This window comes from Actinocorallia aurantiaca (assembly GCF_039533685.1).
GTDB lineage: Bacteria > Actinomycetota > Actinomycetes > Streptosporangiales > Streptosporangiaceae > Actinocorallia > Actinocorallia aurantiaca.
This window is the reverse complement of record NZ_BAAATZ010000009.1, coordinates 392,509-410,809: the sequence shown is the minus strand read 5'-3', so window position 1 is coordinate 410,809 and position 18,301 is coordinate 392,509. Positions and strand designations below refer to the sequence as shown.

General features: G+C 70.7%; 17 protein-coding genes. 11 read left to right on the top strand and 6 right to left on the bottom strand.

The features are described from left to right. Positions 1-9: 9 nt before the first annotated feature. Positions 10-1,611: an alpha/beta hydrolase gene (locus ABD327_RS14725; protein ID WP_344450918.1), complete on the bottom strand. Its 1,602-nt coding sequence runs from the start codon at positions 1,609-1,611 to the stop codon at positions 10-12. A 114-nt stretch (positions 1,612-1,725) separates the two neighbouring features. Further along, complete coding sequence (locus ABD327_RS14720) at positions 1,726-3,111, bottom strand: PucR family transcriptional regulator (protein WP_344450917.1); 1,386 nt, start codon at positions 3,109-3,111, stop codon at positions 1,726-1,728. Between the two features lie 82 nt (positions 3,112-3,193). Here ABD327_RS14720 and gabT point away from each other — a divergent pair, with 82 nt between their 5' ends. After that, complete coding sequence (gabT, locus tag ABD327_RS14715) at positions 3,194-4,525, top strand: 4-aminobutyrate--2-oxoglutarate transaminase (protein WP_344450916.1); 1,332 nt, start codon at positions 3,194-3,196, stop codon at positions 4,523-4,525. A 457-nt stretch (positions 4,526-4,982) separates the two neighbouring features. Here the strand turns inward: gabT and ABD327_RS14710 are convergent, their stop codons facing one another. Further along, complete coding sequence (locus ABD327_RS14710) at positions 4,983-6,146, bottom strand: extracellular solute-binding protein (protein ID WP_344450915.1); 1,164 nt, start codon at positions 6,144-6,146, stop codon at positions 4,983-4,985. Positions 6,147-6,302: 156 nt separating this feature from the next. Continuing rightward, positions 6,303-6,590, bottom strand: a complete 288-nt coding sequence (locus ABD327_RS14705; protein ID WP_344450914.1) for a hypothetical protein — start codon at positions 6,588-6,590, stop codon at positions 6,303-6,305. A gap of 275 nt (positions 6,591-6,865) precedes the next feature. On the opposite strand from ABD327_RS14705, the gene ABD327_RS14700 reads away from it, so the two are divergent. Further along, complete coding sequence (locus tag ABD327_RS14700; protein WP_344450913.1) at positions 6,866-8,218, top strand: CoA transferase; 1,353 nt, start codon at positions 6,866-6,868, stop codon at positions 8,216-8,218. Positions 8,219-8,305: 87 nt separating this feature from the next. Here the strand turns inward: ABD327_RS14700 and ABD327_RS14695 are convergent, their stop codons facing one another. Further along, on the bottom strand, positions 8,306-9,910 hold the full coding sequence (locus ABD327_RS14695) for a PucR family transcriptional regulator (protein ID WP_344450912.1): 1,605 nt from the start codon (positions 9,908-9,910) through the stop codon (positions 8,306-8,308). A gap of 86 nt (positions 9,911-9,996) precedes the next feature. Here ABD327_RS14695 and ABD327_RS14690 point away from each other — a divergent pair, with 86 nt between their 5' ends. The 3 genes from ABD327_RS14690 (at position 9,997) to ABD327_RS14680 (ending at position 13,072) form a co-directional block, all read left to right on the top strand. Further along, the gene (locus ABD327_RS14690; RefSeq protein WP_344450911.1) at positions 9,997-10,230 is read left to right on the top strand and encodes a 4a-hydroxytetrahydrobiopterin dehydratase; all 234 of its coding nucleotides are present in this window, start codon (positions 9,997-9,999) and stop codon (positions 10,228-10,230) included. A gap of 68 nt (positions 10,231-10,298) precedes the next feature. After that, a complete protein-coding gene (locus ABD327_RS14685) occupies positions 10,299-11,582 on the top strand; it encodes an aspartate aminotransferase family protein (RefSeq protein WP_344450910.1) in 1,284 nt (427 codons plus the stop codon). Next, positions 11,582-13,072, top strand: coding sequence for a CoA-acylating methylmalonate-semialdehyde dehydrogenase (locus ABD327_RS14680; protein WP_344450909.1), 1,491 nt, complete (start codon positions 11,582-11,584; stop codon positions 13,070-13,072). Before ABD327_RS14685 ends, ABD327_RS14680 begins: the two co-directional genes overlap by 1 nt. Before the next feature lie 18 nt (positions 13,073-13,090). Here the strand turns inward: ABD327_RS14680 and ABD327_RS14675 are convergent, their stop codons facing one another. Further along, a complete protein-coding gene (locus ABD327_RS14675) occupies positions 13,091-13,510 on the bottom strand; it encodes an ATP-binding protein (protein WP_344450908.1) in 420 nt (139 codons plus the stop codon). A 198-nt stretch (positions 13,511-13,708) separates the two neighbouring features. Between ABD327_RS14675 and ABD327_RS14670 the strand changes: the two genes are divergently transcribed. The 6 genes from ABD327_RS14670 (at position 13,709) to ABD327_RS14645 (ending at position 18,296) form a co-directional block, all read left to right on the top strand. Then, the gene (locus ABD327_RS14670) at positions 13,709-14,551 is read left to right on the top strand and encodes a helix-turn-helix domain-containing protein (RefSeq protein WP_344450907.1); all 843 of its coding nucleotides are present in this window, start codon (positions 13,709-13,711) and stop codon (positions 14,549-14,551) included. Positions 14,552-14,567: 16 nt separating this feature from the next. Continuing rightward, entirely contained in the window at positions 14,568-14,765 is a 198-nt protein-coding gene (locus tag ABD327_RS14665) for a DUF397 domain-containing protein (RefSeq protein WP_344450906.1), read from the top strand. Positions 14,766-14,801: 36 nt separating this feature from the next. Next, positions 14,802-15,203 carry an NUDIX hydrolase gene (locus ABD327_RS14660; RefSeq protein WP_344450905.1) on the top strand — a complete coding sequence of 134 codons (402 nt, stop codon included), beginning with the start codon at positions 14,802-14,804 and terminating at the stop codon, positions 15,201-15,203. 454 nt (positions 15,204-15,657) lie between these two features. Continuing rightward, a complete protein-coding gene (locus ABD327_RS14655; protein WP_344450904.1) occupies positions 15,658-16,266 on the top strand; it encodes a DUF1989 domain-containing protein in 609 nt (202 codons plus the stop codon). A gap of 13 nt (positions 16,267-16,279) precedes the next feature. After that, on the top strand, positions 16,280-17,419 hold the full coding sequence (locus ABD327_RS14650) for an oxidoreductase (protein WP_344450903.1): 1,140 nt from the start codon (positions 16,280-16,282) through the stop codon (positions 17,417-17,419). A 10-nt stretch (positions 17,420-17,429) separates the two neighbouring features. Further along, on the top strand, positions 17,430-18,296 hold the full coding sequence (locus tag ABD327_RS14645) for a polysaccharide deacetylase family protein (RefSeq protein WP_344450902.1): 867 nt from the start codon (positions 17,430-17,432) through the stop codon (positions 18,294-18,296). Positions 18,297-18,301 lie beyond the last annotated feature (5 nt).

The window sequence follows — 18,301 nt, the reverse complement described above, 5'->3', positions numbered from 1 at the left end:
GCGGAGGGGTCACCGCCGGCCGAGGATCACCTCGTCGGCGGGCACGGCCCGGGTCCGGGCCGCCGCGGCCGGGGGCTGCGGCTGGGGCAGGGCGTCCACGTGGACGATCTTCTTCTTCGGAAGGCGTCCGGTGAGCAGGTAGTTCTCGAAGTAGGCGTCGATCCTGGTGTTGCCGCGCTGGACGACGCCGTGGGTCAGGCCGCCGTCCTCGACGACCAGGTGGCCGCCGAGCCTCTTGCGCAGCTCGACGCCGCCGGCGTAGGGGGTGGGGGCGTCATGGGTGGCCTGGAACAGCAGGATGTCCGGCAGTCCGGCGCGCTCGCGGACGTTCACCGGCTTGCCGGCCTTGGCGGGCCAGTAGAGGCAGGAGGTGTTGTACCAGGTGTTCCCCCACGTCACGAAGGGGTGCTTGGCGTGGACGCGCTCGGCGTCCCGCTTCCAGGTCTTCCACTTGCGCGGCCACTGCACGTCGGTGCACTGGACGGCGTTGTAGACGGGGAAGCCGCTGGTGGGCTCCTCCGTGGCGCCGAGGTTGACGTAGGCGTTGGCGATGCCGGTGTCGGATCCGGCCTTGCGTTCGGCGAGGGCGGTGGCGAGCAGGCCCCAGATGCCGCTGCTGGCGCGGTATCCGGCGACGAGGAAGCTGTCCTCGAGCTCGGAGGACCCGACCTTGGTCAGCTCGGCGGGCTTGGCGGGGTCGAGCGCGACGGAGACGGGCTTGGCGGCGAGCTCGGCGCGGGTCTTGTAGTAGAAGGCGCGCACGGCCTTGCGGGTCGTCCCGACCTTGTAGGTCTTGTCGTGCTTGGCGACCCAGCCGAAGAAGACGTTCAGGTTCCGGTCGAAGGCCTTGTCCTGCTCCAGGTTGGCCTCGTACCAGACCCTGCTGGGCGCGACGTTGGAGTCGAGCACCATGCGGCCGACCTTGCGCGGGAACAGCGTCGCGTAGACGCCGCCCAGGTAGGTGCCGTAGGACGCGCCGTAGAAGTTGAGCTTCCGCTCGCCCAGACGCTGCCGGATGAGCTCCATGTCGCGGGCCGAGTCGGTCGTCTTCATGTTCTCCAGGAGGCGGCCGTACTTCTTGCCGCACGCCTTGGCGTAGTCCTTCGACTCCTTCAGCCAGTAGGCGATGTCGCCCTTGTCCTTGGGCCGGTAGTCCGGCCGGACGGGGTCGAAGTGGTCGGCGACGCAGCTCATCGCGCCGCTGCCGCCGGTGCCGCGCGGGTCGAAGCCCACGATGTCGTAGGCGGCGCGGAGCTTGGCGGAGGCGCGGCCCGCGACCGGGACGGCGAAGTCGGTGCCGGTGCCGCCGGGACCGCCGGGGTTGACGACCAGGCTGCCGCGCTTCTTGGCGCCGGTGTGCTTGATCCGGGAGAGCGCGAGGGTGATCTTCTTGCCGCGGGGCCTGTCGTGGTCCAGCGGGACCTTGATCTTCGCGCACTGGAGGGTGGCGCCCTTGAGGGTGTCGTACGCCGCGGCGTAGTCCACCAGGTCCTGCCCGCATGCTCCCCACTTGACGGGGCTGTACCCGGGCGCGGCCGAGGCCGGCGCGGGCACTGCCAGGCCGGCGAGGACGAGCCCCGCCGCGGCGGACGCCCCGATCAGCTTCTTCATCGACTCCCCTTGTCAGGTTCAGATAGGGCAAAGCGAACAAAGGGAGAGTCTCACGATAAGTTCCGGCAAAATAGAAGATCGCTAACAAGAACTACGCCGAACCGTGATGGATCTTTAAAAAACGGCACGCTGCGTGAGCATGAGAGCGATCCACAACTCCGCACGGGTACCGGCGTCCTCCAGGTCACGGTCGAGCAGCCGGGAGATCCTGCGCGTCCGGTGGCGCAGGGTGTGCCGGTGCACCCCCAGCGCGCGGGCCGCCGGATCCCCCAGGCCGCCCGCCTCCAGATACGCCCGCAGCGACGCGCGCAGCGTCTCGTCCAGCGGGGCGAGCAGCCTTTCGGCCATCGCCTCGGCCTCCGGCCCGTCCAGCAGCCCGAGCAGCCCCCGGACCGGCAGCTCGGCGTACCGGCGGACCCCGGAGACCGGCCTGGCCCGTTCGGCCTCGGCCAGCGAGCGGGGCACGTCCCCCAGCTTCGCCGGGTCCCCCACCCCCACCGGCCCGTACGCCTCCACCAGGGGGATGACCTGTTCGACCAGGGGGTCGGAGACGATCAGCACGCATCCGGCGGGATGCGGCACCGCCAGGCAGCGCTCCCACACGGGGTCGTTCTCCAGCCCCTTCGGCGCGTCGGCTCCGCAGACCAGGACCCGCAGCGGGTGCGGGGGCTCCTCGGGCTCCCACCCCAGCAGCAGGCTGCCCAGCGCCGCCCTGAGCCGCGCGTCCCCGCGCGGCGCCTCGGAGCCGAGGGTGAGCAGGGAGACCGCGACGCCCACGATGGTGTGCTCGACGGGGTTCAGCGTCCGCGGGGTCCCGACCGCCAGATAGCCGCGGGGCCGCCCGCCCAGGCCGATCGCCTGGACCACGACCGGGCCCGGCAGCGCCAGGCTCGCGGCCCCGCCCGCCAGCCGGTGCAGCTCCGAGGCGATTTCGTCCAGGCGGTTCCCCGCGTACTCGGGCACCGCGTGCCGCAGCTCCCCGGACGGCCCGAGCAGCAGCGCCCAGCCGCGCAGTTCCCTGGCCAGCCGGTCGGTCAGCGCCCCGGAGCCGCGCAGCGCGGCCCTGGTCAGCTCCCGCTGGGCCTGGAAGGCCCGGGTGACGTTCTCGTACTGGGCGGAGGCCAGCGCCCGGGAGACCGCCTCGCCGATCGCCACGAACGGGACGGGCCGGGGCACCTCCAGCAGCGGCAGGCCGTGCCGCTCCGCCGCCTCGACCAGCGCGGGCGGCACCTCGGCGTGGCCGAGCCCCACCCCGAACCCCAGCCCGGCCACCCCCCTCGCGACCAGTCTGGCGACGTACGCCTGGAATTCCCCGTCCTCCCCGGGGCCCGCCGCCCACATTCCGGTCGTCAGCACCAGCTCGCCGCCCTGCAGGAAGGGCGTGGGGTCGGGCAGCTCGCTCACCGCCACCCAGCGGACAGGGACGTCCGGGGACGCCGTCGTGAGCCCGCGCAGGCCGAGCCTGGGCAGGGACGCTACGGAGGCGAGAGTCGGCGCCATGACACTGTGTCCAATCGCGAGGCACTGAGTTGTCCAGAATGTCAGCGTCTCAGGCTTGGACGCGCGGCTTATCGTCAGGGGTATGAGCAGCTTGAACGGCGGCCCGGCCCTGCCGCAGGAACGCAAGATCGTCACCGAGATCCCCGGACCCCGCTCCCGGGAGCTCCAGGAGCGCCGGAAGAAGGCCGTGGCCCCCGGGGTCGGCTCGACGCTGCCGGTCTACGTCGTCGCGGCGGGCGGCGGGGTCGTCGCCGACGTCGACGGCAACAGCCTGATCGACTTCGGGTCCGGGATCGCGGTCACCGGCGTCGGCAACGCCCATCCGGAGGTCGTGCGCAGGGTCCGGGAGCAGGTGGGGGCCTTCACCCACACCTGCTTCATGGTCACCCCCTACGAGGCGTACGTCGCGGTGTGCGAGAAGCTGAACGAGCTGACGCCCGGCGACCACGAGAAGCGCACGATCCTGGTGAACTCCGGCGCGGAGGCCGTCGAGAACGCCGTGAAGATCGCGCGGTACGCCACGCGGCGTCCCGCGGTCGTGGTCTTCGACCACGGCTACCACGGGCGCACCCTGCTCACGATGACGCTGACCTCCAAGAACATGCCGTACAAGGAGGGTTTCGGCCCGTACGCCCCCGAGGTGTACCGGATGCCGATGGCCTACCCGTTCCGCTCTGAACTGGACGGTCCGGCCACCGCGGCACAGGCGATCGACCAGATCACCACGCAGATCGGCGCGCACAATGTGGCCGCGATCCTGGTCGAGCCGATCCTCGGCGAGGGCGGCTTCATCGAGCCCTCCCCCGGTTTCCTCCCGGCTCTCGACCGGTTCGCCAAGGAGAACGGGATCGTCTTCATCGCCGACGAGATCCAGACGGGCTTCGGCCGCACCGGGCGGCTGTTCGCCAGCGAGCACGAGGGGATCGTCCCCGACCTGGTCACCACCGCCAAGGGCATCGCGGGCGGGCTGCCGCTGGCCGCCGTCACCGGCCGGGCCGACCTGATGGACTCCGTGCACGGCGGCGGCCTCGGCGGCACCTACGGCGGCAACCCGCTCGCCTGCCAGGCGGCTCTGGCCGTCTTCGAGGCGATGGAGGACGGGAGGCTCGTCGAGCGGGCCGGGTGGATCGGCGAGGTCATGCTGTCCCGGCTGCGGGCGCTGGCCGAGAGGTTCCCGCAGATCGGCGACGTGCGGGGACGGGGCGCGATGACCGCGATCGAGCTGGTCGTGCCGGGGACGAAGACGCCCGATCCCGGGGCGGCCGCGGCGCTGGCCAGGGCGTGCCACGAGCGGGGGCTGCTGGTGCTCACCGCGGGCACCTACGGCAACGTCCTGCGGTTCCTGCCGCCGCTGGTCATCCCCGAACACCTGCTGCTGGAGGGGCTGGATCTGCTGGAAGAGGCGTTTCAGTAAGTAAGGGGGAACCCAGCAGCTTTGCCAGGGTTTGGTTCCGACATTCCCCCGATCTCAGACAACAGCACGTAGAAAGGAGGAGAACCGAGGAACGGTCCACCGAATGTCAGGGAGGTGAGCAATGAGCCGAAAGACCTATATGGTCCCCGGCGCCGGCGCTCGCGCCCGCATGTCGGGCGGCTCAGGGGTGTTCGCGCATGCCATCGTCGGCGTGCCCGCCCTGCCGGTCTCCCTTCGGGGACCGTCCGCGGTTCCAAGTGGGTGAGTGAACCTCACTGGATACAGCGGGGCCCCGGGCTTTCGGGGGGTTGGCCCGGGGCACCCGCTCCCATGAAAGGGACGCGAAGACGGCGGTCTTTCGCCCACGCGTCCGCGAGGCGGGTCCGACTGGGGGCGGTCGGGCCCGCCTTCGTCATGTCCTGACGCCGACGCGACGACGCGACGGCCGGGAGCCGGGTCAGCCGAGGGAGGACCACGCCTCCGTCCAGTCCGACCAGTCCGCGCACTCGGAGTCCTTCTCGCACTCCTCGTCGGGGATGCGGGGGAAGACCAGCCCGTCGATGTAGGCGCGGTCCCCCACGTGGTAGGCGGTGCAGAACCCGGGCCGCAGCAGCCCGCAGGCCCGGCTGTCCGCAGGCGAGACCCCTCTCCACTCCGCGACCTGCTTCTGCACCTCGGGAGTGCTCACCCAGTCCAGCCACTGGTACATGCAGTTGGGGTGCCGCACCCGGGGGTTGATCCCCCACGCGGCGTACCAGCCGGTGACCCCTTCTTTCGGGGCGGCGACGGCGATGGGGCGCCCGCCCCTGGCGAGCACGTCCAGCTCGTGCAGGCCGCCCATCCCGACCACGGCGTCCCCGGCGGCGAACGCCTCGATCGACTGGATGCCGTCCTTCCACACGCTCAGCACGTTCGGGCGCTGCTCGCGCAGCAGCGAGACGACCTCGTCCAGCTGGCCCGTGGTCAGCGCGTAGGGATCGCGGATCTTCAGGGAGCGCTTGCGGTGCTTGAGGTAGAGCGCGGCCGACGCGATGGCGTGCGGGCCGTCCCGCCAGACGATCCTCTTGTGGTGCGGCTTGCTCTCCCCCGGGTCGAACACCGCGCCCCAGGAGGCCGGCTGCGCCTGGCCCGTCTCGAACAGCAGCAGGTTCGCCCCCCACGCCGCGGGCACCCCGTAGGTCTCGTCCCCCTGCTTCACCAGGCCGCGCAGCCGCGCGTCGAGGGACTTGTAGGAGGGGAGCAGCCTGGTGTTCACCGGGGCGAGGCCGTCCGCGGCGACGAGCCTGCCGAACGCCTCGGACGGCACCAGCGCGCCGTCGTAGAAGTCCCCTCCCGACATCCGCTCGTAGACGTCCTGGGCGGTGCCGACCGTGCGGACGTTCACCTGGCAGCCGGAGCGCTCCTCGAACGGCTTCACCCAGTCGACGGACCGGTCCTCGAAGCCCTCCTCGACGTAGCCGGGGAGGGACAGGAGGTTCAGGGCCCCCTCCGCGGCTCCGACCGTCTTCAGCGGCTCGGCCTTCCCGCCGGGGGCGTCCTCGGCGCTGCACGCGGAGAGCGTCACGACCAGACCGGTGCACAAGGCCGTACAGAGCGCCAGTACCGACCGAAGATGACTCATGAACGGGCAGCTTACTGAGGAAGACCCCGGAAAGCGGCGGGGGTTGCCCGGCTGAGCATTCTCACGGAGGAACGTGATGGAGGGTGAATGCCTCGCCTGTGCGCTTTCCGGGGTCTCATGCCGCTGCGGCACGGAGCCGGGCCGGGGAACAGCGGGTCACCTTGCAGGGTCACCCGGCCATGCCGCCAGCGGCACCCGTCGGACCGGGGGCGCGCCGAGCCGGAGGATGCTCGACGGGTCCCGGTACGGCGGGAGTTCGGATTGGATCTCCTCGATGTGCTCGATGAGTCCGGGCAGGTCGGCCGCCTCGACGAAGTCGCCGATGTCGCGCTCCCTGGGGGGAAGCGCCCACCAGCTGCCGGTCGCGAGGCCGTACCAGATGGTCCACTCGGGATAGCGTCCGACGAGGAAGGAGAGCTCCGTGGAGTGGTCCTCTTCGGTCATCTCCGCTCTCCCTTCCCGTCATTCTCGAGTGTGTCCAGTGAAACAATTCGGGTCAAGTCTTGTAGAAATATTCCTTATTACTCACACACCGCCGAAAATGGGTAACGCGCAAATAAAGGATGCAAAACCCTTCCGGCGGGACCGTTCTCCAATGGGATTCGTCAGCGGCGCGGCGTCCCGGCCGCCCATGCGATCTCCGCGTCCCGCGGCGGCCTTCCCCACTGACCCGCGGGCCAGGTACCCGTGGCGCACGTCATATCGACGGGGAGGCCGGGTTGCGGTTGAGTGAAAACGTGGTGGAGCAGAGCATCCTGTCGTTGTGCGCCGAAGCGGGAATTCCTCCGGCTCCCGTGGAGGTGAGCGGAAGGTCCGGGCTCCTGCCCTCCGTCTTCCGGGTGGACCTCCTGGCCGCGGCGAGCGTCGGCGCCGTGAGCTCCGCGGCGGCGGTGTACTGGGAGCTGCGGGGCGGGCCGCGCGCCTTCGCCTCCGTCGCCCGCGACCACGCCGAGCTGGCCTTCCTCTCCGAACGCTTCTTCAAGATCGCCGGCAACGAGCTCGAACTGTGGGCCGACCTGTCCGGCGACTACCGCACCCGCGACGGCTGGGTCAGGCTCCACTGCAACTTCCCCGCGCACCGCGACGCGGCGGTCCGCGCGCTCGCCTGCCCGCCGACCCGCGACGCGGTGGCCGGGGCCTGCCTGGAGCGCGGCTCCCTGGAGGTGGAGGAAGCGGTGCTCGCCGAGGGCGGAGCCGCCGCGGCGCTCCGGTCCCGGGACGAGTGGGCGGCCTTCCCGCACGAGCCTCTGGTCAGCATGGAACGCCTCTCCGAAGGGCCCGCCGTCCAGCCGAAGAACGCCGACCGGCCGCTGGAGGGCGTCCGGGTCCTCGACCTCACCCGGGTCATCGCCGGTCCCGTCGCCACCCGGACGCTGGCCGCGCACGGCGCCGACGTCCTGCGCATCGGCGCCTCGCACGTCCCCGAGGTCCCCGGCCTGGTGCTCGACATGGGCTTCGGGAAACGCTCCTGCCACCTGGACCTGCGCACCGAGGACGGCCGCGACCGCCTGCGCGGGCTCGTCGCCACCGCCGACGTCCTGGTGCAGGGCTACCGGCCGTCGGCGCTGGCCGCGCTCGGATTCGGGCCGGAACAGCTGCACGAGCTCAACCCGTCGATCGTGAGCGTCGACATCTCGGCGTACGAGCCGGGCAGCCCCTGGTACGCCAGGCGCGGCTTCGACAGCCTGGTGCAGCTCGCCACGGGCCTGGCCCACGAGGCGATGCTGGCCGCGGGCTCCGACCGTCCGGTCGCGCTGCCCGCGCAGGCCCTGGACCACGCCACCGGCTACCTGGGGGCGTTCGCGGCGATCTCCGGCCTCGTCCACCGGGCCACGACGGGCGGTTCCTGGCACGCCAGGCTGTCCCTGGCCGGCACGGCCCGCTGGCTGGACTCGCTGGGGCGGCGGGAGCCCGCTCCCGCGACCGTCCCGTCGGACGACGTGATCGCCGCGATCGACAGCCCGCACGGGGTTCTCAGCTTCGTCCTGCCGCCGGGGGGCGTCTCCGGATGGCGGCCCCGGTGGGATTCGCCGCCGCCCCTGGACGGCTCTTCTCCGCCCGTCTGGCTGTGACGTTTTCCCGAGTGGGGACTTTTGTGTAAAAGGACGGTCCGCGCCCCGAGAATTGCGCGAAATGAAACCATTCAATACGGGATTTCATCAGTAGTGGTCGCGGCGCACCGATGCCAGGGCCAGGAGTGCCACGTGCAGTGACGTGCACGTTTCGACGTCGTCCAGATCCACGTTCAGGACGCGTTCGACACGGTGAAGGCGCTCGTAGAGGGCCGGACGGGAGAGATGGGTGCGCCGGGCCGCCATGACCTTGTTGCGCCCGCAGTCCAGGTAGGCCGACAGGATCCCGGTGAGGTCGCCGCCGCGCCGGGCGTCGTGCTCCAGGAGCGGGCCCAGCTCGCGCTCCACGAACGTCTGGAGGCGGGCGTCGTCGCGCAGCAGGTGCAGCAGGCCGCGCAGGCGCAGGTCGGGCAGGCGGTGGAAGAGGCGGTCGCCTCCGCTGCGCACCACCACGTCCGCGACCTGCTCGGCCTCCAGGAAGGAGCGGCGCACGTCCCGCAGGGAGTCGACGACGGAACCGGCCGCCATCACCGGCTCGGACGTCCCCGCCGAGGCCCGCAGGCGGCGCGCCGTCTCGGTGAGCACCGGCTCGGCGTCCGCGCGCGGCGGCAGCGCGGCCAGCATCCCCACCCGCGCCTGCGGGGTCCACTCGTCGAGCAGGCCGACCAGCGCGGAGAGCCCGGCCCCCCGGGCCGCCGCCGCGGCGGCCTCGGCCAGGTCGGTGAGCCCCTCGGGCTCCGCCCCGGCTCGGGCCCGCACGACGACCCCGAGCAGCCTGCGCCCGGCCAGCCGCACGCCCAGGGCGCGGGCGCGGGCCGCCGCCTCCTGCGGGTCGGAGTAGGAGCCTGCGAGGATGCCGCTGATGAGCGTCCCGTGGGCCTGGCGCTCCAGCGACGCCTCGTGCCGGTCCAGCAGGCGGCCCAGGGCCAGGGTCGTCGCGGCCCGTTCGATCAGGACCGTGTCGCGCGGGGTGGGCGGGGCGCCCAGCGGGACGATCAGGCGCCCCCAGTCCTCGCCCCGCGCGCCGACCGTCGTCACCAGCCAGCCGGACGCCTCGTCGTAGCCGGTCCGCCCGTCCGGGCGGACCGCGCGGGAGCGGCTCTCCCAGCCGTCGAGCAGGCCCGCCGGGTCGCTTCCGGAGGCGGCCAGCACCTGGTGGGAGAGGTTCTCCAGGACGGCCGGGCGGCGGGAGAGCGTCGCGACCTGGCGCACCACCTCGCCGGGGGCCGCCCCCTCCACGCTGAGCTGGGTGAAGATCTCGTGCAGCCGTTCCGAGGCGCGGAGCTCGGCGAGCTGGGCGTCGAGGATACGGGCGTGCACGGCCTCCGTCACGTCCACGAAGGGGATCTCGCGGCGCAGCACGATCACCGGGAGGCCGAGCCGTCCGGCCTCCCGCACCAGGGCGGGCGGGAGCTCGTCGGCGTAACGCCGGCCCAGCTCGACCATGAGGCCGCTGACGCCGACCTCGGCCAGGGCCGCCACGTACCCGCGCAGCCGGGACGCCTCCTCGGGGAAGGCGATGCCGGTGGTCAGCACCAGTTCGCCGCCGCGCAGCAGCGGGGCGATGTCGGCGATCTCCGCGACATGCACCCAGCGGATCGGGGAGTCCAGCCGGTCGGCGCAGGCCACCGCCCGGGGCAGGCCCCGGCGCACCGGCTCCAGCTCCAGCACCTCGGCCAAAGTAGGCAGCATCGCTCTCATCTTAGGACACAGTGTTAAAAATCCGTCACCGCTTGTTAACAGGTTGTCAAACCTTGCGCCTGGGTAAGGAGACCTGCATGGAGAACGGATGGGAGAACACGGGCCACGCCCTCGTCCGGGAGTTCGTCTTCTCGGACTTCGCCGGGGCCATGGCCTTCGTCAACAGGGTCGCCCAGGTGGCCGAGGAGAAGAACCACCACCCCGACATCCAGATCCGGTGGAACAAGGTAACCCTCACCCTGTCCACCCACACCAGCGGCGGGCTCACCGAGAAGGACTTCAGGCTCGCCGAGGCGATAGACAGCCTGTAAGAAGACTCCCCCCTTCGCCGACACTCTGCCCCCTGCCCCGCCGTCTCCGAGCCGAAAAGACTGGGTACATGTCGGAACTCCTCGCCCGCCACCGGGCTGTCATGCCGCAGTGGACAGCGCTCTACTACGACCGGCCCATAGAGATCACCGGCGGCAAGGGCAACCGCGTCTCCGACGCCGAGGGCCACTCCTACCTCGACTTCTTCGCCGGCATCCTCACCAACATGATCGGCTACGACGTGGCCGAGGTCCGCGAGGCCGTCGAACGGCAGCTCGCCACCGGCGTCGTGCACACCTCGACCGTCTACCTCCTGCGCGGCCAGGTGGAGCTCGCCGAGAAGATCGCCCGGCTGTCGGGCATCCCCGACGCCAAGGTGTTCTTCACCAACTCCGGCACCGAGGCCAACGAGGCGGCCCTGCTGCTCGCCACGTACGAGCGGCGCAGCAACCAGGTCCTGGCGATGCGGCAGAGCTACCACGGCAAGTCGTTCGGCGCGACGGCCGTCACGTCCAACCGGGCGTGGAAGAACAGCGGGCTGACCCCGTTCAACACCGTGTTCCTGCACGGCGCCGACAGGCACCTGCCGCAGTTCGCGGGCCTGTCGGACGCCGACTACACCAGGGTCTGCGTCGAGGACCTGCGCCACACGCTTGCCACCGCGACCGGCGGCGACGTCGCCGCGCTCATCGCCGAGCCGATCCAGGGCGTCGGCGGGTTCACGATGGCCCCGGACGGCCTGTTCGCCGCCTACAAGGAAGTGCTGGACGAGCACGGCATCCTGTTCATCTCCGACGAGGTCCAGACGGGCTGGGGACGCACCGGGCAGAGCTTCTTCGGCATCGGCAACCACGGCGTCACACCCGACGCGATGACCTTCGCCAAGGGCCTCGGGAACGGCTTCGCCGTCGGCGGCGTCGTCGCGCGCGGCGACCTGATGGACGCCCCGCACGCCGTCGGCCTCTCCACCTTCGGCGGCAACCCGATCGCCATGGCAGCCGCCAACGCGACACTGGACTACGTGCTCTCCCACGACCTCCAGGCCAACGCCGCCGCGCAGGGCGCGTTCATCATCTCCGGGTTGAAAGACGCCGCGCCGCGCTTCCCGTTCGTCGCGGACGTGCGGGGCAAGGGCCTGATGTTCGCGCTCGACCTGGTCGACCCCGAGACGGGCGCGCCCTCCCCCGCGCTGGCCGCCCGCATGATGGAGGAGACGAGGAAGCGCGGGCTGCTCGCCGGCAAGGGCGGCCTGTATGGCAACGTCATGCGCATGGCCCCGCCGCTGACCCTCACCTCCGAAGAGGCCGCCGAAGGCCTGAAGATCCTCGTCGACTCCCTGGAAGCGATCTCCTGATGACCTCGCACGTGACGCACTGGATCAACGGCAAGCCCTGGACGGGGACGGCCTCCCGGCAGGGCGACGTCTACAACCCGGCGACGGGCGTCGTCTCCGGGACCGTGGACTTCGCCTCCGTCTCCGACGTGGACGAGGCCGTGGCCGCCGCGAAGGCCGCGTTCCCCGAGTGGCGCGACGCCTCGCTCTCCCAGCGGGCCCGGGTGCTGTTCCGCTTCCGCGAACTGCTCGTGCGGGACTCCGAGGAACTGGCGCGGATCATCTCCTCCGAGCACGGGAAGGTCGTCTCCGACGCGGCCGGTGAAGTGGCGCGCGGCCTGGAGGTCGTGGAGTTCGCCTGCGGCATCCCGCACCTGCTCAAGGGCGGATTCTCCGAGAACGTCTCCACGAAGGTCGACGCGTACTCGATCCTCCAGCCGCTGGGAGTCGTCACGGGGATCACCCCGTTCAACTTCCCGGCGATGGTGCCGATGTGGATGTTCCCCATCGCGATCGCCTGCGGGAACACGTTCGTGCTGAAGCCGTCGGAGAAGGACCCGTCCGCCGCGATGAAGATCGCCGAACTGTGGGCCGAGGCGGGGCTGCCCGACGGCGTCTTCAACGTCGTGCACGGCGACAAGACCGCGGTGGACGCGCTGCTGGAGCACAAGGACGTCAAGGCGGTGTCGTTCGTCGGGTCCACCCCGATCGCTCGGTACATCTACGAGACGGCCGCCCGCAACGGCAAGCGCGTCCAGGCGCTCGGCGGCGCGAAGAACCACATGGTGGTGCTCCCCGACGCCGACCTGGACCTCGCCGCCGACGCCGCCGTCAACGCCGGTTTCGGCTCGGCCGGCGAGCGCTGCATGGCCATCTCGGTGCTGGTGGCGGTCGAGCCCGTCGCGGACGCCCTCCTAGAGAAGATCAAGGACCGGGTGTCCGGGCTGGTGACGGGCCCCGGCGACGACCCGACGTCGGAGATGGGCCCCCTCGTCACCCGCGCGCACCGCGACAAGGTCGCCTCCTACCTGGCGTCGTCGGTGGAGCAGGGCGCGACCCTGGCGGTCGACGGCCGCGAGGGCCTGCCGTCGGGCGACGGCTTCTGGTTGCGCCCCACCCTCATCGACAACGTCACGCCCGACATGGACTGCTACCAGGACGAGATCTTCGGCCCGGTGCTGTCGGTCGTCCGCGTGCGGACGTTCGACGAGGCCATGGCCCTGGTCGACGCCAACCCGTACGGGAACGGCACCGCCATCTTCACCAACGACGGAGGCGCCGCCCGCCGCTTCCAGAACGAGGTGGAGGTCGGGATGGTCGGCATCAACGTGCCCATCCCGGTGCCGATGGCGTACTACAGCTTCGGCGGCTGGAAGGCCAGCCTCTTCGGCGACAGCCACGCCCACGGCACCGAAGGCGTGCACTTCTACACCCGCACCAAGGCCGTGACGTCCCGCTGGCTCGACCCGTCCCACGGCGGCGTCAACCTGGGCTTCCCCACCAACGGCTGATCCCTTCCCTTCCAGCCGTCACCGTCCGGCCTCCTCGACCACCCCCGAGGAGGCCGGCCGCCTTTCCAGCTCCACCCACACCGTCGTGCCCGTCTCCCCGCACACCGCTCCCCACCTTCGCGCAAGGCCGTCGACGAGCAGCAGCCCCCGTCCGTCCTCGTCCTCCTCCCCCGCCTTCTTGACCCGCAGTTCCCGTCCCGGCCCCGAGTCACCTACTTCGATCCGCACGAAGTCCTCGTTCACCGAGACCGCCAGGCCGAACTTGCCCGAACCCCCATACGCGACGGCGTTGGCAGCCAGCTCGGTGACGACGAGCGACGCCTCCCAGTCCTCGATCCCCTCCTGTTCGAGCAGTCTCCGCGCATACCGTCGAGCCGCCGTCACCGCCCGTTCCTCTCCCTCGAACTCGACGATCCCCAGCACGGCCAACGCCCCCATCACGCCTCCCGGTCTCCTCGCTTCCGCTCCGCTCCCCCGAGCGGCTCCCGCCAGGATGACGACGAGACGACGTCGTCGCTCTCGTCTTCGGATCCGTCGCCGGATATCCCTTCTGGAAATTTCCGCTCTCGCCGATTTCCGCGGCCTCCCTGACAGCGCGACAGCAAAATGAAGTCACGAGATCACAGGGAGCAGCCGATGGCGGAAACACCACAAAACGAACGGGCCCGGCGGCTGGGCGTGGAACTCCGCGCCATCCGCAGGGAGCAGAACCTCACGATCGCCACCGCCGCCAAGAAGGTGAAACGCTCCCTCGCCTCGCTGAGCCGCATCGAGAACGGCCAGGTTCACCTACCGGAACGGGACCTGATGGCCCTTCTGACGCTCTACGGAGTGGAGGACTCCGCTCGCCGCTCTCAACTCTTCCTGCTCTGCAGGGAGGCCGAATCCGGCTGGTGGGAGAAGTACAAAGACGGACAGAATTCCTTCGAGACCATCAGCTTCGAGGCCAACGCCAGCAAGATCTACACTTACGAGCAGATGGTCGTCCCCGGCCTGTTCCAGACCCGCGGCTACATCGAAGCCCTGTTCCGGACTTCGACACCCCCGCTCGATCCGACGGCCTTCCGCAGAGCCGTGAGGGTCCGACTCAACCGGCAACTGGTGCTCTGCCCTCCGGCCCCCACCCCGGTCCACGCCCTCATGTCCGAAGCCGCTCTCCACAACAAAGTGGGGAGCGACGAGACCATGCGCGCTCAGTTCACCCGGCTGCTCGCCATCTGCGAGCTGGGGCACGTCAAACTTCAGGTTCTCCCCTTCAGCAGAGGCGCTCACACGACAGCCGCCAACTCCTTCCTCATGTTCGACCTCCCCCAGATGGGCGATGTCCGCCTCGTCTATGTAGACCTCATCCGAGCCCATTGCATCCACGATGAGACCGATGTCAACGCATATAACCTGGCATTCGGGCATCTAGCTTCGGCAGCACTTTCGGAAACCGACTCACGAGACGTCATCAAGACGATGGCATCCAGCTACTGAACCGAGGAGACCGGCAATGTCCTCCCTCATCCCACCAGCTCCCTTTTGGCGCAAGAGCTCCCACTCCGGCTCAGACCCCACCAGCAACTGCGTCGAGCTGGCCGCCGCCCGCCGCGCCGTCGCCGTCCGTGACTCCAAGCATCCCGGCGGCCCCGTCCTCCGCCTGTCCCCCGCCGGGTTCCGCTCCCTGCTCCAGGGTCTCCGGAACATCTGAGCCCGGCGGCCCCGGACGAACTCTTAGGGTTCGAGCATGCATCTCGTCGTCGACAAGATCGCCTGGATCCATCTGGACCAGGGCAGGATCCTCAGCACCCGCTCACGCGGCAAGGACGTCTACTACCTCCCCGGCGGCAAACGCGAACCCGGCGAAAGCGACCTCGACACCCTCGTCCGGGAGATCGACGAGGAACTCGCCCTCGTCATCGACCCGACCACCGCCATCCACCTGGAAACCTTCCATGCCCAGGCCCACGGCTTTCCCGACGGGTCCACCATCCAGATGGCCTGTTACACCGCCGACCACCGGGGAACCCCCACCCCCTGCAACGAGATCGACGAGATCGTCTGGCTCACCTACGCCGACCGCCCTCGGAGCTCACCCGTCGACCAGCTCGTCTTCGACCACCTCCACCGGACCGGCCGACTCCACTGACCGGACCCCGCCCGAGACCTCGTCCTTCCCCATGGCCAGCCGACCCGCTGAGAAGGCTGCCGGCCGGAGACGCCCCTCCGCCCGCCTTGGAACCTGACCGGCGGAGCGCGGCAGCCCTGGCGGCCTCGCCAGCGCTCTGCGTCACCCGGGCTCTCTACGAAGCCTGGGACCTCCAGAGCACCGGGATCCATGGTGGCGACTACAGCGATCACGACTGTCCCGGCTGAACCCGTGCGGTACCCGTCCGCCCGGCCGTGAGGACGTCCTCGATCCGGCGATGACGCCGATGCCGTCCAGAGCCGAGCGTTGTCCCGTCCGCTGCCGGATGCACTTCCATGGAACCGGGTAACAACGACGCGCCCGCACCAGAAATGGATGAAAGTCCAGGAGATTCCAGAAAGGATGAATGAATCTCCATAGAAGAGTCGGCATGGTCGATGGTTGCCTTACCGGCATGGAAACCACGACCGCCGAAGGGCGGATGGTCGTTCCCGCCCGCACCGGACGAGGGGTGCGGGTGGCCGCGGGCCGGCGGGTCAGCGTCGTCGACCTCGAAGGCGGCCAGGTCGGCGATGTCTTCGCCTTCACCGCCGACATGAGCGAGCACCTCAGCGCCGCCCACACGCGCGCCGCCACGGACAGGCTCTTCCCCGCGCAGGGCCGGCACTTCGTCACCGACCGGCGCCGTCCGATCCTCGCGCTGGTCTCCGACACCTCGCCCGGCCGGCACGACATGCTGATCCCGGCATGCGACCCGGCGCGCTACGCGAGCCTGGGAGCAGAGCCCGGCCACCCCTCCTGCGCCGAGAACCTGCACCGCGCCCTCGCCGAGCTGGGCACGGCCTCACCCCTCACGCCGCAGCCGGTCAACGTGTTCATGCACATCCCCGTGGACGGGGACGAGCTGCGCTGGCTGCCCGCCACCACCCGTCCGGGCGACGCCATCACCTTCCAGGCGGTCGTGGACTGCGTGTTCGTGGTCTCAGCCTGCCCCCAAGACCTGGTGGACATCAACGGCGGCGACCCGACACCACTCGCGATCGACCTTCTACCCGCCGACTGAGAACGGAACCGACATGACCACGCATCCCGCACTCCAGCCCGCACGACTCGGTGAGCTGGAACTGGCCAACCGGCTCGCGGTCTCCCCCATGACCCGGGTCTCGGCCACTCCCGACGGCACCCCGACCGCCGAGATGGCCGACTACTACACCGGATTCGCCGAGGGCGGCTTCGGCCTCGTGATCACCGAGGGCACCTACACCGACACCCTCTACAGCCAGGGGTACTTCAACCAGCCGGGCATCGTCTCAAAAGCCCACGCCGCCGCCTGGCTCGGCGTCACCGAGCGGGTGCACGCCGCCGGGTCGCGGATCGTGCTGCAGCTCATGCACGCCGGCGCGCTGTCCCAGGGCAGCCACTACCGCGACGACACGGCGGGCCCGTCGGCCGTGCCGCCCCTGGGCGAGAAGATGCCGGAGTACGGCGGGCAGGGGCCGTGGCCGACGCCCGAGGCGATGAGCCAGGACGACATCGACGCCGCCGTGCGGGGCTTCGTCGACTCGGCCGCACGCGCCCGCGAGGCCGGATTCGACGGTGTCGAGGTGCACGCGGCCAACGGCTACCTGCTGGACCAGTTCCTCACGGCGTACACCAACGAACGCGACGACTCCTACGGCGGCCCGGTCGAGAACCGGGTGCGGCTGACCGCCGAGGTGGTCGCCGCCATCCGGGCCGAGGTCGGCGCGGAGTTCTGCGTGGGCGTACGGCTTTCGCAGACCAAGGTCAACGACTTCGTCCACCGCTGGCCCGGCGGCGCGTACGACGCCCGGGTCATCTTCGCGGCCCTCGCCGAGGCCGGAGCGACCTACCTGCACATCGCCAGCGAGGGACGCGACTGGATCGAGACCGCGCGCCTGGACAGCGAGACGACGATCACGGGCCTGGCCCGCCTGGCGACCGGCCTGCCCGTCATCGCGAACGGCGGCATGCACGATCTCCCCCAGGCCGCGCAGGTGCTCCGGGACGGCCACGCCGACCTGCTCTCCATCGGCCGGGGCGCGCTGGCCAACCCCGACTTCCCGCGGTGCGTCGCCGAGAACCGGCAACTGGAACGATTCGACCATATGATGCTGCAGCCCATGGCGACTCTGGCCAACGCCCGCCGCTGGCGGCAGACCGCGGCGAACCGCCATCCGGCCCCCGCCGGAAGCTAGGAAGGCACCGATGAGCGAGAGCTGGCACCGCGGAGCCGCGGCTGTCGCCACGCTGACCTTCGACGTGGACGCGGAGACGCCGATCCTCGCCCGGAGCCGCGGCTACGCCCGGCACGCCGGCACGATGTCGCACCAGGCGTACGGGCCGGACGTCGGGCTGCCGCGCATCCTCGACCTGCTGGACGAGCTCGACATACCGGCCACCTTCTTCGTGCCGGGATGGGTGGCCGAGCACCGGCCGGGGCTGGCGCGGTCGATCGTCGAGCGCGGGCACGAGGTGGCGCACCATTCCTACAGCCACCGGCCGCCCACCTCGATGACGCCGGAGGACGAGCGCGCCGACTTCGAACGCGCTCTGGCGGTCTTCGCCGACCAGGACATCGAGGTCGCCGGGCATCGGGCCGCGCTGTGGGAGGCCAGCTGGCAGACCGCCGAGCTGGTCGCCGAGTACGGCCTGCGCTACGACTCCTCCCTCATGGGCGACGACCGGCCCTACCGCGTCGCCACGGCGTCGGGCGACATCGCCGAGCTGCCCGTCCACTGGTCGCTCGACGACTGGGAGCAGTACGCGTTCCTGCCCGCGCCGGACATCGGCTCGGTCATCGAATCGCCGGAGAAGGCGCTGGAGCTGTGGCGGGCCGAGCTCGACGGGATGCGCCACTACCGGTGCCTGTTCAACCTCTGCATGCACCCCTTCCTGTCCGGCAGGCCGGGCCGGGCGATGGCGCTGCGCAGGCTTCTGGAGTACGCGCTGGAGTGCGGGGACGTGCGGTTCGCCCGCTGCCGTGACGTGGCGGACGCCGCGCTGGCCGATCCGGGGCTGCCCACCCGCCGGCCGCAGGCCCCGGTCGTGGACCCGGACGTCTATCCCGTCTGAGCCGT

What these genes read in the sequence shown, in the direction of transcription:
- ABD327_RS14670 (WP_344450907.1), top strand. Translation starts at nt 13,709, where the DNA reads ATGGCGGAAACACCACAAAACGAACGGGCCCGGCGGCTGGGCGTGGAA.
- ABD327_RS14665 (WP_344450906.1), top strand. Translation starts at nt 14,568, where the DNA reads ATGTCCTCCCTCATCCCACCAGCTCCCTTTTGGCGCAAGAGCTCCCAC.
- ABD327_RS14655 (WP_344450904.1), top strand. Translation starts at nt 15,658, where the DNA reads ATGGAAACCACGACCGCCGAAGGGCGGATGGTCGTTCCCGCCCGCACC.
- ABD327_RS14650 (WP_344450903.1), top strand. Translation starts at nt 16,280, where the DNA reads ATGACCACGCATCCCGCACTCCAGCCCGCACGACTCGGTGAGCTGGAA.
- ABD327_RS14705 (WP_344450914.1), bottom strand. Translation starts at nt 6,590, where the DNA reads ATGACCGAAGAGGACCACTCCACGGAGCTCTCCTTCCTCGTCGGACGC.
- ABD327_RS14680 (WP_344450909.1), top strand. Translation starts at nt 11,582, where the DNA reads ATGACCTCGCACGTGACGCACTGGATCAACGGCAAGCCCTGGACGGGG.
- ABD327_RS14675 (WP_344450908.1), bottom strand. Translation starts at nt 13,510, where the DNA reads ATGGGGGCGTTGGCCGTGCTGGGGATCGTCGAGTTCGAGGGAGAGGAA.
- gabT (WP_344450916.1), top strand. Translation starts at nt 3,194, where the DNA reads ATGAGCAGCTTGAACGGCGGCCCGGCCCTGCCGCAGGAACGCAAGATC.
- ABD327_RS14720 (WP_344450917.1), bottom strand. Translation starts at nt 3,111, where the DNA reads ATGGCGCCGACTCTCGCCTCCGTAGCGTCCCTGCCCAGGCTCGGCCTG.
- ABD327_RS14690 (WP_344450911.1), top strand. Translation starts at nt 9,997, where the DNA reads ATGGAGAACGGATGGGAGAACACGGGCCACGCCCTCGTCCGGGAGTTC.
- ABD327_RS14710 (WP_344450915.1), bottom strand. Translation starts at nt 6,146, where the DNA reads ATGAGTCATCTTCGGTCGGTACTGGCGCTCTGTACGGCCTTGTGCACC.
- ABD327_RS14695 (WP_344450912.1), bottom strand. Translation starts at nt 9,910, where the DNA reads ATGCTGCCTACTTTGGCCGAGGTGCTGGAGCTGGAGCCGGTGCGCCGG.
- ABD327_RS14725 (WP_344450918.1), bottom strand. Translation starts at nt 1,611, where the DNA reads ATGAAGAAGCTGATCGGGGCGTCCGCCGCGGCGGGGCTCGTCCTCGCC.
- ABD327_RS14660 (WP_344450905.1), top strand. Translation starts at nt 14,802, where the DNA reads ATGCATCTCGTCGTCGACAAGATCGCCTGGATCCATCTGGACCAGGGC.
- ABD327_RS14645 (WP_344450902.1), top strand. Translation starts at nt 17,430, where the DNA reads ATGAGCGAGAGCTGGCACCGCGGAGCCGCGGCTGTCGCCACGCTGACC.
- ABD327_RS14685 (WP_344450910.1), top strand. Translation starts at nt 10,299, where the DNA reads ATGTCGGAACTCCTCGCCCGCCACCGGGCTGTCATGCCGCAGTGGACA.